This window comes from Agrobacterium sp. AGB01 (genome assembly GCF_014851585.1).
Taxonomy (GTDB): Bacteria; Pseudomonadota; Alphaproteobacteria; order Rhizobiales; family Rhizobiaceae; genus Agrobacterium.
Genome location: NZ_JACVAB010000006.1, coordinates 23,706 through 39,392 on the forward strand (window position 1 = coordinate 23,706; position 15,687 = coordinate 39,392).

The window sequence follows — 15,687 nt, forward strand, 5'->3', positions numbered from 1 at the left end:
AAAAATGGATATGCAAACCTCATTTCTGGACCGTCTCTTCGAGAAGGGCCTGCTGATTGATACGGGTGTTGATGGTCTCTATGGCCGAAGCGGCCAGTTCGAGGATGTCATCACCGCTTTTGAACGTCTGATTGACCGCACCGGCGGCATTGATGGTGCGGAAGCCATTCGTTTTCCGCCCGGCATCAACCGCGCCCATTTTGAAAAAAGTGGCTACATGAAAAGTTTCCCGCAACTGGCGGGCACAGTTCATTCGTTCTGCGGCTGTGAACTGGATCACATCAACCTGCTGAAATGCATGGATGAGGGTGATGACTGGACAAAGGAACAGAAGGCGACCGATATCGTCTTGACACCAGCGGCCTGCTATCCGCTGTACCCTACCATCGCCAAGCGCGGAAACCTGCCAAAAGACGGCGGTCTCTACGATATTCAGTCCTATTGTTTCCGGCATGAGCCCTCCAAGGACCCGGCCCGTCAGCAACTGTTCCGCATGCGCGAATATGTCCGTATGGGCACTGAAAAAGACGTGACCGATTTCCGTCAGACCTGGATGGATCGCGGTGTGAAAATGATGGAAGCCGTTGGCCTGGACGTTGAAATTGACGTTGCCAACGATCCGTTCTTTGGTCGTGCCGGTAAAATGCTGGCCAACAACCAGCGTGACCAGAACCTGAAATTTGAACTGCTCATCCCGGTTACGTCGGCAGCCAACAAGACTGCCTGCATGAGCTTCAATTACCATCAGGATGCATTCGGCACGAAATGGGGGCTCAACCTCGACAATGGACAAGTTGCGCACACCGCCTGTGTCGGCTTCGGACTGGAGCGTATTGCGCTTGCTTTGTTCGCCAAACATGGTCTCGACGTTCAGGAGTGGCCAGCAACGGTTCGTGAAACGCTCTGGGGCTGATGACATGACAAAGGTTTTTCCGGCTATAAATCCGGATGGTTACATCCAGCATCCGCTGCACGCGTCCGAGCGCATGTGGCCGGAAACCAATTGTTATGTCGATCTGTGGATCGAGGTCTTGTCAGCCGCTGGCCTGCCACCGGAAGCCATGCTCGGTTTTACCCTGTCGCAAGACTTCGAAGGAGACCAGTTCACCTTCTTCAAGGTGCCCCTTGAGGATCTTGAGGCGCTCTACGGCATCCGCGTGTCCGAACTTGCGATCTTCGACAACGTGGAAAATCATGTGCTGGCCCAGATTGAGCGTGGCCGTCTGTGCCTGCTGGAAATGGACAGTTTCTACATGCCGGATACCCAGGGGGTCGGTTATGGCAAGGAGCATGGCAAGACCACCGTTGCGATAAACCGGCTCGACGTCAAAAATCGCTCTCTCGATTATTTCCACAATGCCGGTTTCTTCCACCTGGAGGGCGATGATTTCTCAGGGCTGTTCCAGCATCATCTCGAAGAGACTGCACCACCCTTTCTGCCCTATACGGAATTTGCCAAATTTCCGGACGCACCTGTTTCGCAGCATCATATTCGCACGGTTGCCGAGCAGCTGCTGCGACACCACTTTGCGCGGCGTCCGTCCAAAAATCCGGTCCGGGCCTTTGCCAAGGTATTCCCTGCGCAGGTTGAAGCGATGGCCGACAGGCCGTTCGGCTTTTTCCACAAGTACGCGTTCAATACCCTGCGGCAGCTTGGCGCCAACTTCGAACTGACCGCCAGCCATCTACAATGGCTGGGTGGAGAAGTCCGTTTTGGCGAAGCACAACAACATGCGCTGCGCATCGCAGAAATCTCCAAGACTGTGCAATTCCAGCTTGCTCGCGCCATTACTCGCCGTAAATTTGATGCTCTCACCACCGTCCTTGATCCTGCAGTCGATGCCTGGGATTTGCTGATGCAGGATCTGACAAGATCCGTCGGTGCGGCAAGCGAGGCAGCGTGACACCCCCAATCCTGACTGAAAGCATGATTCATACCCTCCTTTCAGATGGATGGATGCTGACGACCACACCTGCCAACGCTTTCGAGAAACCATCGGACATTTCCGCAGAGACACAGCAGATCACGGCATGTGTTCCCGGCACCGTTGCCGAAGCGCTGGAAAATGCCGGCATGTTCGACCGAAACAACCCGCACCCACTTGATACGCACGATGCGTGGTACAGGCTTGCCCTGAAAACTGATGCGCCGGCTGATGTCATGCTGCACTTTGCTGGCCTTGCCACCGTGGCAGAGGTGTTTCTGAACGACACGCTGATCCTGTCATCCGAAAGCATGTTTGAAAGTCACGATGTTTCCGTCCATTTGAGCGGTAACGACAATTTGGCGATATGTTTTCGCGCCCTCGCGCCACACCTTGCCCGCAAGGGACCAAGGGCGAGTTGGCGGCCGCAAATGATGAACACACAAGGGTTACGGCTAATCAGAACCACGGCGCTCGGTTATATGCCCGGCTGGTGCCCGGAGATCCACGCCGTAGGTCCTTGGCGGCCAATCAGCTATTCGCGCCCCGCCGAGCAGGCAATCAAGGATCTGGTGCTCAGATCCGACCTTTCAGACAAAGGTGATGGCCTTCTCTCGATCGCCTTCAAACTGCAAAACCGCACTGATACGATTTCAGTTCATTGTGCCGATCATTCGCTGACGCTGCAACAGAACGACGACGGCGATATCGCTGGCCAGTTGACCATTCCCAGCGTTGCGCAATGGTGGCCACACACGCATGGCACACCGCAACTGCATGACGTCACACTGAAGATCGGTGGCGAAACATACCCTCTGGGTCAGACGGGGTTTCGCCGCATTGAGGTCGATAGCGGTTCTGACGGCAATGACTTTACCATCAAGATAAATGGTGAGCGCATCTTCTGCCGTGGCGCCGTATGGACCAATGCCGATATCATGCGGCTTCCCGGAGCGCGCACCGATTACGAGCCATGGCTGAAACTGGCTGCAGATGCCGGCATGAACATGATCCGCATCGGCGGAACCATGACCTATGAAACGCCTGAGTTCTTCAAACTCTGCGACGAATTGGGCCTCATGGTCTGGCAGGATCTGATGTTTGCGAATTTTGATTATCCGGCAAAGGATGAAACATTTTGCGAGCACGTCAAAACTGAAGTGTCGCAATTTCTTGCGGGAACGGCCTCGTCTCCCTCGCTGACCATCCTCTGCGGTGGCAGTGAAATGCACCAGCAAGGCGCCATGCTTGGCCTGCCGGAAACAATCTGGAATGGCTCGCTAACACAGGAAATCCTGCCGGAACTGGCAACCCGCCAACGTCCTGATGTGCCATTGGTTGCCAATTCACCCAGCGGCGGTGCATTACCGTTTTATCCGAATTCTGGAATAGCCCATTATTACGGTGTCGGCGCGTACTGCCGCCCTTTGGACGATGCCCGTCGCGCCAATGTGCGTTTTGCAGCCGAATGCCTAGCATTTTCCAACGTGCCGCAACAACAGACGCTTGATCGGCATCTATCGGTGCCAGCAGTGATTGACCCCACATGGAAAAAGCAAGTCCCCCGTGACCGCAGCGCATCCTGGGATTTTGAAGATATCCGTGAGCATTACGTGACAGAGCTTTATGACGTCGTTCCAAACCGATTGCGCCGTGAAGATCCAAGCCGTTATCTCGACTACTCCCGCGCCGTCACCGCTGACGTGATGGAGGCGACATTTGCTGAATGGCGCCGGCCCGGTTCATCCTGCAACGGTGCCCTCGTCTGGACATTGCAAGACCTGATGCCGGGTGCCGGCTGGGGCGTGATTGACGCAACCGGCGAACCAAAACCGGCTTGGTATGGTCTGAAAAGAGCATTCCGCCCGGTACAACTGCTGTTGAGCGATGAAGGCACCAATGGGCTGGACGTCCACGTCATCAACGAGACCTCAGCTGCGCAGGATTTGATTGTTGAACTGACCTGCCTGAGAGATGGCAGCCAGCCGGTCGTAAGCGCACGGCGAGAGTTACATCTTGCGGCAAGACAGACCACAACCATCGCAGCGAGCGATCTGTTCGGGGCATTTTTTGATACGACCTATGCCTATCGCTTCGGTCCGCCGTCCCATGATGTCACTGTAGCGCGGCTCAAAAATGCTGCTGACGAGGAGGTCATGTCAGAAGCGTTTCATTTCCCGCTGGGCCGGTCATGGGCGATGCACGCGCCCGATATCGAGGTCCATCTGCTGCGAAACGACAAGGGAAACTGGTGTCTGAAACTGACAACCAATCGGCTGGCACAGTCCGTTCGTGTCCAGGTGGATAATTTCCGCGCCTCGGACGACTGGTTCCATCTCGCACCGGGTGCCGCCAAGACGATTGAACTGGTCGCCAGAAGCGGTGACGAAATGCTGCCATCGGGTGAAATCACCACACTGTCCTCAAAACAGGTGCTGCGGTTTTAATCCGCCGCCAGCGCCAGCTCCCTGACCTTGTCGAGATAAATCTTGCGCGCATGTTCCGGCGAAAGATTGTGATCTGCATTTGGCATGATTGCGAAGGACACATTGGGGTAGGCCTTCAGCCCCCGCCCGCTCACGTCAAAATAATAATTGAAGTGATCAAGTCCGGCATCATTTTCGCTGTAGAGAAGCGCCACCTTGGTTTTCTGGGCCTTCAAAGTATCAAACGCCGCATAGACCGAACGACCAAACTCATTATGTGAGCGGAACAGTCGTGCTGTCCTGACGCCAATCTGTTTGCCGACCGCCTTGCCAATGTTAATGGCAGCACTCGGCAAATCCACTTCACCCTTCAGGATCCGGGTAAAGGTGCCCCGGTTCAACATGCGTTCGCGATATTCGCCAAACGACCGCGGTTTATGATCAAGGCTATCCTCGACAGAACGCCCTTTCTCCCAGCGGAAACAATCCGCATTCACCACGATGGCCCCCCTGATGCGCTCATCGGCCAGTGCACTGCTAAAGGCCACAAACGCACCACTGCACCGCCCAGCCGCAATCACCGGTCTCTTGCCGCGGCTCTGCATGAAATCGACCGCTTCGATCACGTCGATATTTTGCGCTTCTTCATAGAGAACCTGTTGCGGAACACCCGGTAGCGGTGGACTGTCGGCAATATTCGCGCCGTCAAATCGCAAGGAGGTTATGCCTTCTTTCGCCAGATCGCGGGCCATGCGCGCAGTCAGCCGTCCCCAGCCAGAATGGCGGTCATAGGCTGAGTTGAGGAAGACGACATTGGCGCCTCGCGGCTGGCCAAGTGGCTCACACACCACCCCAAACAGACGACCTCTTTCACCGAATTGAACCGGCGTCTCGGTAAATCCAGGCCCGGTCAGCACCGCGTTTTGTGGCTGATCTGCATGGATAGGTCCGTCAGCGCAAGGTTCTGACCGCTCCTTCACCCATGAGACAATATTCTCAACGAGACCATCGGGAATGATGGATTGGGTTGGAGAGGACACCAGCGCATCATATCCGGCAAACGCAATGGCGTCGGCTTTGGCATCCAAAGCCTTGAAATGTTTAAGAAGATCGTCCTCGGCAATGCGCTCGGGCCGCGTCACAAACAGACAATCGAAGGACAGGATGGTTTCAAGCTTGAGCAGATTGATTTTTTTGATCGCATCCGCAACGCCAGCCGGCATTAGAAGACCTGCTATGGAACCGGGATCTTTCAACCGCTGATCTGCAGGCAAACCAAGCCCGTCATCGATCATTGAAGACCACATGGCTGTTTCACGCAGATAATTGCGACCGGAAACAACCGGCGCCATCATGACCAACGCGTCGATTTTACCCGCTTTCGTCAAGGCTTCGCAGGCCATGATGCAACCAAGGCCCTGCGCGATCACCACCAGTTTCCGGCAGCCGGATGAAGCTTGAAGGGTTTGGGCAGCATCCACAACACTTTGGATCCAGACCTCAGCACCCGCATCGCTCCCATCAGGATCAAGGGAATCACCCGTGCCCGGATAATCAAAACGCAGACTTGCGATGCCGACGTCCGACAGGCGCTCCGCCATGATACGCTGCAGTTTGCGCGTGCACAGTTCTTCCATTCCCCAAGGACTGAGGAAAAGCACAGCCGTATCCGTGAGATTGTTTTCATCGGGAAAATGAAAAATGCCTGCGCACTGCGAAAAAACCACCGGCCTCGCGGCATAGGAAACAAGCAGCCTGCTTTTCGCTTGAATATCAATATTCTGAGGAAGATCAGTCTTGATCTGCGAGGTGTCTACCATATCCAAACCGTACCGCTCTGATTTCCACATACCTTGCCGCAAATAGCTTAAATATTAGCACATTGCATAGTGTGTTTCTTCAAAGCATAAAACCCTGGCGCGAATCTTAGGGTAATATGCACGCAAATCATCACACCGGTCGCTTACATAAATTTGAACCGCGTCACGCTTGCAGTTAATCAGCATCGCAGTTAGTTCACCGAGAATAATATCTTGCTCTGGCAATCTCACCGCTCAGAACCTATTTCCTCAACCAATAAAGCTCACATGTTTGCGAGGATGGCTTTGACGCCACCCAAGGCATTAATTATAGTCACCTTCACTCCGACAGGGCATTTAAGCATACATGGAAAAAAGCCTCGCCCGCTATATCTGGACCCACACCAGGCGGCAGCAACTCTGGATTTTGTTCATCGTCGCCCTGTCGATGATTCCATACTTCCTGTCTTTTGATCTGCCAAAGCAGATTGTCAACGGTCCGATTCAGGGCGGCGGGTTTGAAGGCGTAAACGCCACCCAGCTGTTCATGCATCTGGAAGTCGATCTTCCATTCTGGGGTACCGTGACGCTTTTTCCCGGCGTCGAACTCAACCGAATGATGACCCTTATGGGGTTGAGTTTTACCTTCCTCGTCCTCGTCATCATCAACGGCCTGTTCAAATATTACATCAACACCTTTAAGGGCCGGCTTGGCGAGCGTCTGCTTCGCCGCATTCGTTTTGACTTGATCGACCGTATCCTGCGTTTTCCGCCTTCTCACTTCAAGCGAGTGAAGGGGTCGGAAATATCAAGTATGGTGAAAGACGAAGTGGAGCCGCTGGGTGGTTTTACCGGCGACGCCTTCGTGCAGCCCGCCCTTCTTGGCGGACAGGCATTTTCGGCGCTGTTCTTCATCCTTGTACAGAACCTGTGGCTCGGGCTGATTGCTGCTTTTATGGCGGCGATACAGGTCGGCATCATTCCAAAGATGCGTCGTCGCCTGATCGATTTGGGTCGTCAGCGCCAGTTGAGCGCCCGTCTTCTGGCCGGCCGCATCGGTGAAATCGTTGATGGTATTGGCACAATCCATGCCTACGACACATCGAATTATGAACGCGCCGACGCTGCCCATCGGCTTGGTGAGATTTTCAGGATTCGTTATGACCTCTACCAATGGAAGTTTCTGGTCAAGTTCATCAACAACTTCCTGGCACAGCTGACACCGTTCTTTTTCTACGCGATCGGTGGTTATCTGACCCTCAAGGGTAGCCTTGACGTCGGTCAGTTGGTTGCCGTCATCAACGCCTATAAGGAACTGCCGGGACCGCTCAAGGAGCTGATCGACTGGGATCAGGCACGCCAGGATGTGCAGGTCAAATACGAGCAGGTCATCGAACAATTCGATTCGTCGAACATGATCCCGCCGGAAATCCAGACAGTTTCGCTGGCGGCGGCTGGCACTTTGACGGCTGCCATCACCATCGACAAGCTGGTTCTCGACGACGACAGCGGTGCGCGCATTCTCGAGCCGACCTCACTTAGTATCGAGCGCGGCGAAAAAATCGCCATTGTCGGCGGTGCGGCGGCTGAAGCACTTGCCGAAGCAATTGGACGCACCATTCGTCCCGCCAGCGGCAAGATCTGTATCGCTTCGGACGACATACTCGAAATACCCGAATCCACCACTGGGCGGCGCATTTCCTATGTCTCTTCCGACACCTACTTCTTCCACGGCAGCCTGAAGGACAACCTGCTTTACGGTCTCAAACATGCGCCGCTGAAGTCGAAGTCCTATGTTGGCAAGGAAGCGGACACCCGCAAATGGGAAATTCTGGAAGCCAAGCTTGCCGGTAACACCGACATGGATCTGCGCGGAGACTGGATCGATTACGAATCCACACCTAGCGGCAGTGATAAGCCGGGCAGCCTAGCGCATGACATGTTCACGGTTCTCGAGAAAGTTCAGCTTTCGTCGGACATTCTCGAGTTTGCGCTTCGCTCATCCATCGACCCGCTGTCTGACCTGCATCTTGCTGCCCGAATTGTTGAAATGCGTCAGGCCTTGCGTGGCGAATTGCAGCGCGAAAATCTCAGCAACATCATCGTGCCGTTTGAGCTGGAAAGCTACAACACAGAAGCAACGGTCGGTGAAAACCTGCTGTTCGGCACCATGCGTGATACCACCCTGACAGGCCGCACGATTGTCGAGAGTGAGTATTTCCGCAAGTTGATGATCGAAACCGGCCTGTCACGCACGCTGTTCGACATGGGCTATACGATTGCGGAAAACCTGATCGAAATCTTCGGCGATCTGCCGGCAGACCACCCATTCTTCCAGCAGGTGACCTTCCTGACGGCGGAAGAAATTCCGGCCTATCAGCAGATACTGCAGCGTCTGCAAAACGTTGGCGAAGACAAATACAACGGCGCAACTGACACTGAAAAACGCGCCATGCTGCGTTTGAGCTTTTTCTACATCGAACCACGCCATCGTTTTGGTTTGCTGACACCTGATCTGATGAAGCAGATCGTCGAGGTGCGTCACCAGTTCCATGATGGCCTGCCGGACGACTTGCGCAGTCTCATTGAACTTTATGACCCGGATCGCTATCTAAGCTCTACAAGCCTGCTGGATAACATTCTGTTTGGCAAGATTAGCCACCGACACACAGATGCATCGCGACGTATTCGCAGCATCGTCGCGAATGTGCTGCATGATCAAGGTCTTTATGAACGTGTTCTGGCAGTTGGTTTGAACTTTAATGTCGGTGCGGGCGGAAAACGTCTGTCGCCACTACAAAGACAGAAACTCAATCTGGCACGCGCGCTGATACGACGTTCCGATTATTATATCTTCAATCGCCCGCTGCCAGGTCTCGACCACCGCCTGCAAGAAGCAATCGTTGAAAGCGTCATGACCTTTCTGCACCGCGAAGATGACAAGCCAGCGATCATATGGGTTCTGTCGAATGTTTCACTAACGCGTATGTTTGACCGCGTGGTTGTCTTCAATCAAGGCGCTCTGGCGGCAGATGGAACATACGAGACTCTTAACGAAGAAAACGCTATATTTCAAAAGATGGTAGCGACTTAAGCGCATGACAGCCGAAAGCTGACAAAGAACCGGATAGGACAAGGCAATGCTTTTCAAAGATGAAATACAGATGCTGCGGCGTGTTCCGTTTTTTTCGGAAATGGAGCCATCCAAGCTGAAGCTTCTCGCTTTTTCATCCGACCGTGTGAGCTATATGGCTGGCGAAGATCTGTTTCGTCAGGGCGATATGGGTGATGCCGCTTACGTACTTCTGACCGGCAAGGTTGATGTTCTCGTGGATTCGCCGTCCGGCCAGATCAAGCTGACCGAAATGAGCGGCAATGCCATCGTCGGTGAAATTGCCATTCTGTGTGACGGTGTCAGAACAGCAACGGTTCGCGCATCAACCTCGGTTGAAGCTCTTCGCATCGGCAAGGAACAATTCTTCAAGCTGATGTCAGACTTCCCGGATGTAACCATCAAGGTCATGCGCGTTCTCGCAGAACGTCTTACGAGCACCACAACGGAGCTGGGCAAGGCAAGAGCACGGCTCGAACATTAAGTTTATTGCGTGACACGCACCCTATCCTCACCGGATATTTTCGTTCACATGCGCTTTGAGGCAGAAAATAACCGGAACAATTAAAAAGGAAGAATATTTTTTGTTGTAATAAAACTGAAATGCTGACTGAATTAAAGAGACAGCATTTCAACCGCAGGGCATCATCAGGATGGAGCTTGCGGCACGGCACCATGAAACACAGAGTATCATGGGAACCGTGGTGAGTAGAGGTGGATCATGGTAGCGAGTTCCGGCGAAACAAGTCGGGAAAAGAGTGCAGACTTATTCCGCGTGAAAATATGGGGTGCACGAGGCACCTTGCCCGTATCAGGCGAAAATTTCTCCAAATATGGCGGCAATACCATCTGCATCGAAGTTCGCTGCGGAGAGCACGTTCTCATTTTTGATGCCGGATCGGGCATCATGCCAGCCGGCATGTCGCTGAAGGCTGAGGGTGTCTCCGACATAAATTTGTTTTTCAGCCACTGTCACTACGACCATATTGTCGGCTTCCCCTATTTCAAGCCGTTCTTCAATCAGGCCAATAAGGTTGCCATCTGGTCGGGCCATATGGCCGGCATCAAGACTACGCGCCAGATGCTCAACGAATTCATGAGCCCGCCGTGGTTTCCGGCACCGCTCGACATATGCTGCGCCAAGATCGACCCACAGGATTTCAAGGCTGGCGACACGCTTGATGTTCGACCGGGCTTGGTCATCAAGACCGGCATGCTCAACCATCCCGGTAACGCCATCGGCTATCGTATCGAATGGGCAGGCCGGACAATGGCCATCATCACCGACACCGAACACACGCCAGGCATCAATGATCCCAATGTTCTGGAACTGATCAAGGATGTTGATCTGTTCCTCTATGACTGTTCTTTCACAGATGATGAAATGCAACAGTTCAAGGGCTATGGGCACTCGTCCTGGCAGCAGGCCATTCGTCTGGCAAAACTTGCCAATGCTTCCCGTGTCGGTTTCATCCATCACTCTCCGTGGCGCAGTGACGAAGATCTCGACAAGATCGATACGCAAGCTAGACTGGAATTTAATGGCGCATTTGCTGCCCTTGATGGCCAGACCATTGAACTCTAAGTATTTTTAATGCCAATCATGTGATGGGCCGTGATGCAGATTTGGCAGGTATGAAACGTGCCTGCTGTTTTTTCGCCACCATAACCTCACTATGCTGTTCACTGTGGTTCATATTCGAGGCGCACAGCAATGCTGTTTGCTATTCAACACCATCAGTCATACTGTCTTTAGGAAGTCGGCATCTTTGGGCAACAAACGGCAACCGAAACACCAGGAATATTCTGTTCCCGTCATGACCCAAAAGACCGTTTATCATCGGGCAACAGCAGATGAACTCCGATAATCTTCCTGCATCGCTACAACTGCAAAAACTGCGTCTGCTCAGCGGACTGATTATGTTCTCGTTTTTGAGCATGCATTTGCTCAATCACGCGCTTGGCCTGATCTCCATTGAAGCGGCCGAGCACGGAAAACGCTGGTTCTCTGCTGTCTGGATGAACCCAGTCAGTCTCAGCGTCTTTTATGGCGCAGTTCTGACCCATGTTCTGCTCGTGCTGCATGCGCTTTATAAACGCAGAACCCTGAACATGCCGATGCGTGAGGCCCTGCAGCTGATATTCGGGCTTCTCATTCCACTATTGATTATCGAGCATGCCGCAAGTCTCAGATTTTCAAGCATGCTCTATAGCATTCCCATTACCTATGAGAATGTCATCCGCCGTCTGTGGATCAATGCGCCTGTGGCGGGCGTACGGCAAAGCGTGGCTGTTGTTGTCATCTGGAGCCATGGCTGTATCGGCCTGTTTTTCTGGCTGCGATACCGCTCCTGGTATCCGCGTGTCGCACCCTATTTCCTGACAATCGCCGTTCTGGTACCGGTTATGGCACTGCTCGGCTTCAGCAGTGCCGGACGCGAGCTTGAAAGCGCCCAGAGCTACAGGGCCTTGCCCAACCCCATCATTGCGGCGCCGAATGAATTGCACCGTCTGGACCCCCGGCAGGCAAGCATTGATGACAACATCAACAACATCGTCAAATCCATCCAACTGACATTCGTCGGCATGGTCTGCACAGTGTTCCTGCTGCGTGGTGCACGCACTTTGCGGCAGAACTCGACATCGATCGATATTCATTATGAGCATGGCGCAACGGTTCGCGCTCCAAAGGACATGACACTGCTGGAGGCGAGCCGACTGAATGGCATTTCTCATTATTCGGTTTGCGGTGGACGGGGTCGCTGTTCCACCTGCCGAGTGAGAATTCTCGAAAGTGACGCCCCCCTCCCGCCACCCGGTGATATTGAGAGAGCCACTCTCCAACGTATCCATGCAGATCAGGATATTCGACTTGGCTGTCAGTTGCGACCACAGTCCAACCTTCGTGTTGCGCTGCTTCTTTCGCAAAACCACCAGCAGGTCGCCCCAGCCGAAAGTGAGCCAATCCGTCCAGGTCGCGAAGAGGAAATTGCTGTCCTGTTCTGTGATCTGCGGAACTTTACGACGTTGACGGAAGCCCGCCTTCCCTATGACATCGTGTTCCTGCTCAACCGCTATTTTGCGATTGTTGGCCAGGCCATCGAGCAATCCGGTGGCAGGCTGGACAAATTTATCGGCGATGGCGCAATGGCTCTGTTCGGCCTCGATGGTAATTCGGCAAACGCCTGCCGGGATGCCATGCGAGCAGCAGCGACGATCGTGCAGGACATAGAGCGTCTGAATGAGGAACTGGAGAAAGAATTCTCGGTACATCTTCGTATTGCCATTGGCGTTCATACCGGCCCATCCATCGTCGGCGTAATGGGATATGGCCAGGCCAAATCGCTGACGGCGATCGGCGACACGGTCAATGTCGCGAGCCGCCTGGAAAGTGTGGCAAAGGAATTGAATGCCACCATCGTTGTCTCGGAACCCGCTATCGTCCAGTCAGGCGCGCCGATAAGCGATCTGCAAAAACACGATATCACAGTGCGCGGACGGTCGTCCCAAATGCGCGTTTATGTTATCTCGGAGCAGGAAAGTGCTCGTTTCCTGCCAACTCCGGCGTAAATCCAGTCTCCATTATGAAAATTGCTTTCTACGCTCCGCTCAAATCGCCCAATCATCCCGTCCCCTCCGGCGACCGGCTGATGGCGCAATTACTCATGCAAGCCATGTCGATGGCTGGCCATGATGTATCTGTGGTCTCGGAGCTGCGCAGCTTTCTGCGAAATGCCGACGACCCCGATTACGAGACTTTGCTGCAAAGTGCGAGGGAGGAAATTGGCCGGATCAGGCAGCAATGGCATACAAGTGGCAAACCGGACGTCTGGTTCTGCTACCATCCCTATTACAAGGCGCCGGACCTGCTTGGTCCTTTGCTGTGTGATGAATTTGGCATTGCCTACATCACATCGGAAGCGTCCTATTCAAACCGGCGCAACATCGGCAACTGGGCTGAAAACCAGTGCCGTCTGCTGGATGGTATAAAGCGTGCGACCGTCAATCTTTGCTTTACCAAACGCGATCATGACGGCCTGCTGACGGCCGCACCTGACGCCCGGTTGGCGATGCTGCCGCCATTTATTGATCCCGCCATTTTCCTTGCACAAAAACCGGCACCTCACCCTTTCCGGCTGGTAACGGTGGCGATGATGCGCGCTGGCGACAAGCTGGAAAGCTATGCTGCGCTGGCAAGCGCCCTGGCACAACTACCGCCCAACCTGCCATGGACACTGGATATCATTGGAGATGGTCCGGAGCGTAAAAACGTCGAGGTTTTGTTTAATGGGTTTGACCCGTCACGTCTTCATTGGCATGGCGAAAAAAAGCCCGAAGACATCGCAGTCATATTGGCCAATGCCGCCATCTATGTTTGGCCGGGTCATGGCGAAGCCTATGGCCTGGCCTATCTGGAGGCGCAGGCGGCGGGACTTCCTGTTGTCGCAGAACACACAGCCGGTGTCCCGGAAGTGGTCCAGCATGGCAAGACTGGCTTTTTGACGCCGGCAAATGATGTGAATGCCTATGCTGCGGCAATAGAACATCTGCTACGTCATGACGACGACAGGCAAACGCTGGCAAGTAATGCACGTTTATTCGCAACGACGGAACGTTCGCTTGATCGTGCAAGCCAGAACCTCAACACCATTCTCACGAACGATATTGGAACCACCGATGACAGCCATCTCCCTTCGTGAAACTTTGGATGAATTCGCAAGTCAGGGAAAATCGGTTGATCTGTGGTTAAGGGATGACGACGCGATTGAACCGACAGCCGCTCTGGAAAAACTCGTTCGTCTGACGCAGCAGTATGCTGTTCCCCTGACGCTGGCGGTGATTCCTGAATATGCCGGCGAGAGACTGGCAACCTATCTGCGGGATTACCGACATATTGATGTGGCAGTGCATGGCTGGTCGCACCGCAATTACGCGGCAGAAACTGAGAAAAAGCGCGAACTCGGTCTGCACAGGCCGAAAGAAATCGTTCTGTCCGAACTGAGCGATGGCTTTGAAAAACTGCACGACCTCTATTCCAACCAGTTCATTTCCATGCTGGTACCGCCGTGGAACCGGATCGATGACGGTATCGTCGATGGATTGCCGGATATCGGCTATCAGACACTGTCGGTGTTTGGGCGAAACAAACCGGCAAGTTTGCCGCTTCTGAACACCCATATCGATCTGATGGATTGGCACGGCACCGGCGGCGGACGACCACACCACGCGCTGTTTGAGGAAATCGCCACGCGGCTGCGATCAGAACCGCATGGTGGCAGTATCACCGGTATTCTGACCCATCACCTTGTGCATGATGAGAGTGCCTGGGCGTTTCTGGAAAAGCTGTTTGAGCTTACCGCCAACCATCCTGCCTGCAACTGGCGCGCTTCACGACAGCTGATGGCGACACTGTCACCATGATTTCCAGGCGATAAGCAGACCGGACGAGTTTTCATCAATTGCAGCGCGCACTGCCAGCACGTCATCAAGTGGTGCCTTGTCCGGCAACGAACCGGCGACAAAATCCGCCCCTGCAAGGCAGATCGATGCCGCGCGCGCAACAACTGTAAACAGCAACGGACCCGTTGCCCACCAAGCTGGTGCCCGTGGCATATCCTGTAACGCCGCCGGAATGGCTGTCAGCATACGGGTGAACACCGGATGCTGTGGCGGTGCGGCGATAAAAGAGTTGGCCAGAAGCACACTTCCTCGTCCCGTATCGCGTGGCACCTCTTCGGCAAAAGCGGTCAGGCCCTGCAGCGGCAACAGGTCATGAAAGCTGATATCATCGCGCGCCGGGTACCAGTCACAATCAAGATAGATCCCACCAAAGCGCTCAAGAATGACATAACGAGCCACGTCAACCGCCCCGGGATAATCTCCGCGTCTCAACATGTCGGCAAAGACCGGATTATCCGTAATACCCTCACGGTCAATGTCGGCTTCGCGCCACAGCCTGAATTCGTAGCCATGGTCTTCAGCGTGTTTACGCCACGCCTCGATGCTGACCGGAGGCTCTTTTGATCCAATCCAAATCTGGTGAATGATCTTCGGGACCGGCTTTCGGTTTGCCTCTGCAAGCGCGCGATGTCCGCTAACATCAAAGAGACCATAGGGAGCCAGCACCTCAGGTGGTGGAACGAGAGTGTATTGATAACCAATGCGTTTGAGTGCGTCTTTTTCCACTTTGGCCTGCCGCAGCAAGGCCGCATGCAGCCTGCGCGGCAAACCAAACACGGTTTTGGGACCCATCAGGCCGTTATCTGGTTCTTTTTGCAAGTCTCGCAGCAGAGACCTCGCCTCATCAAGGCGATTTTCCTTCTGAAATCTTCTGACATCGGCGAGCAGAGCGTCATAATAGGTCTTGTCCGCCATGTTTCCTTTGGTCCCGTTCAAATGCGGATGTAACGTCATTCCGCTTTTGC

At 53.9% G+C, this 15,687-nt stretch carries 11 protein-coding genes; 9 read left to right on the forward strand and 2 right to left on the reverse strand.

Annotated elements, in window-relative coordinates; all coding sequences use genetic code 11:
- Window positions 1-4 precede the first annotated feature (4 nt).
- From IB237_RS19365 to IB237_RS19375, 3 genes are read left to right on the forward strand one after another with little or no spacing between them, the layout of a single operon-like run.
- Entirely contained in the window at window positions 5-913 is a 909-nt protein-coding gene (locus tag IB237_RS19365) for an amino acid--[acyl-carrier-protein] ligase (protein WP_192490356.1), read from the forward strand.
- Between the two features lie 4 nt (window positions 914-917).
- Window positions 918-1,904, forward strand: coding sequence for a DUF1839 family protein (locus IB237_RS19370; RefSeq protein WP_192490357.1), 987 nt, complete (start codon window positions 918-920; stop codon window positions 1,902-1,904).
- A gap of 23 nt (window positions 1,905-1,927) precedes the next feature.
- Window positions 1,928-4,372, forward strand: a complete 2,445-nt coding sequence (locus IB237_RS19375) for a glycoside hydrolase family 2 protein (RefSeq protein ID WP_192490358.1) — start codon at window positions 1,928-1,930, stop codon at window positions 4,370-4,372.
- Here the strand turns inward: IB237_RS19375 and IB237_RS19380 are convergent.
- Entirely contained in the window at window positions 4,369-6,171 is a 1,803-nt protein-coding gene (locus tag IB237_RS19380) for an alpha/beta fold hydrolase (protein WP_192490359.1), read from the reverse strand. The genes IB237_RS19375 and IB237_RS19380 overlap by 4 nt on opposite strands.
- A 346-nt stretch (window positions 6,172-6,517) precedes the next feature.
- Here IB237_RS19380 and IB237_RS19385 point away from each other — a divergent pair, with 346 nt between their 5' ends.
- The 6 genes from IB237_RS19385 (at window position 6,518) to IB237_RS19410 (ending at window position 14,683) form a co-directional block, all read left to right on the forward strand.
- On the forward strand, window positions 6,518-9,244 hold the full coding sequence (locus IB237_RS19385) for an ABC transporter ATP-binding protein (protein ID WP_192490360.1): 2,727 nt from the start codon (window positions 6,518-6,520) through the stop codon (window positions 9,242-9,244).
- Between the two features lie 46 nt (window positions 9,245-9,290).
- Window positions 9,291-9,746 carry a cyclic nucleotide-binding domain-containing protein gene (locus IB237_RS19390; RefSeq protein WP_192490361.1) on the forward strand — a complete coding sequence of 152 codons (456 nt, stop codon included), beginning with the start codon at window positions 9,291-9,293 and terminating at the stop codon, window positions 9,744-9,746.
- Between the two features lie 237 nt (window positions 9,747-9,983).
- Window positions 9,984-10,847 carry an MBL fold metallo-hydrolase gene (locus IB237_RS19395; protein WP_192490362.1) on the forward strand — a complete coding sequence of 288 codons (864 nt, stop codon included), beginning with the start codon at window positions 9,984-9,986 and terminating at the stop codon, window positions 10,845-10,847.
- Window positions 10,848-11,116: 269 nt separating this feature from the next.
- Entirely contained in the window at window positions 11,117-12,832 is a 1,716-nt protein-coding gene (locus IB237_RS19400; RefSeq protein WP_246788121.1) for an adenylate/guanylate cyclase domain-containing protein, read from the forward strand.
- Between the two features lie 14 nt (window positions 12,833-12,846).
- Complete coding sequence (locus IB237_RS19405) at window positions 12,847-13,962, forward strand: glycosyltransferase family 4 protein (protein WP_192490363.1); 1,116 nt, start codon at window positions 12,847-12,849, stop codon at window positions 13,960-13,962.
- Window positions 13,940-14,683 carry a polysaccharide deacetylase family protein gene (locus IB237_RS19410; RefSeq protein ID WP_192490364.1) on the forward strand — a complete coding sequence of 248 codons (744 nt, stop codon included), beginning with the start codon at window positions 13,940-13,942 and terminating at the stop codon, window positions 14,681-14,683. The genes IB237_RS19405 and IB237_RS19410 overlap by 23 nt, the downstream gene beginning before the upstream one ends.
- Here IB237_RS19410 and IB237_RS19415 read toward each other — a convergent pair.
- A complete protein-coding gene (locus tag IB237_RS19415; RefSeq protein WP_192490365.1) occupies window positions 14,675-15,637 on the reverse strand; it encodes a glycosyltransferase family 32 protein in 963 nt (320 codons plus the stop codon). The genes IB237_RS19410 and IB237_RS19415 overlap by 9 nt on opposite strands.
- Window positions 15,638-15,687: the final 50 nt, after the last annotated feature.

Excerpts from the sequence above, each read along its gene's own strand:
- IB237_RS19365 (WP_192490356.1), top strand. The coding sequence starts at position 5 with ATGGATATGCAAACCTCATTTCTGGACCGTCTCTTCGAGAAGGGCCTG.
- IB237_RS19370 (WP_192490357.1), top strand. The coding sequence starts at position 918 with ATGACAAAGGTTTTTCCGGCTATAAATCCGGATGGTTACATCCAGCAT.
- IB237_RS19375 (WP_192490358.1), top strand. The coding sequence starts at position 1,928 with ATGATTCATACCCTCCTTTCAGATGGATGGATGCTGACGACCACACCT.
- IB237_RS19380 (WP_192490359.1), bottom strand. The coding sequence starts at position 6,171 with ATGGTAGACACCTCGCAGATCAAGACTGATCTTCCTCAGAATATTGAT.
- IB237_RS19385 (WP_192490360.1), top strand. The coding sequence starts at position 6,518 with ATGGAAAAAAGCCTCGCCCGCTATATCTGGACCCACACCAGGCGGCAG.
- IB237_RS19390 (WP_192490361.1), top strand. The coding sequence starts at position 9,291 with ATGCTTTTCAAAGATGAAATACAGATGCTGCGGCGTGTTCCGTTTTTT.
- IB237_RS19395 (WP_192490362.1), top strand. The coding sequence starts at position 9,984 with ATGGTAGCGAGTTCCGGCGAAACAAGTCGGGAAAAGAGTGCAGACTTA.
- IB237_RS19400 (WP_246788121.1), top strand. The coding sequence starts at position 11,117 with ATGAACTCCGATAATCTTCCTGCATCGCTACAACTGCAAAAACTGCGT.
- IB237_RS19405 (WP_192490363.1), top strand. The coding sequence starts at position 12,847 with ATGAAAATTGCTTTCTACGCTCCGCTCAAATCGCCCAATCATCCCGTC.
- IB237_RS19410 (WP_192490364.1), top strand. The coding sequence starts at position 13,940 with ATGACAGCCATCTCCCTTCGTGAAACTTTGGATGAATTCGCAAGTCAG.
- IB237_RS19415 (WP_192490365.1), bottom strand. The coding sequence starts at position 15,637 with ATGGCGGACAAGACCTATTATGACGCTCTGCTCGCCGATGTCAGAAGA.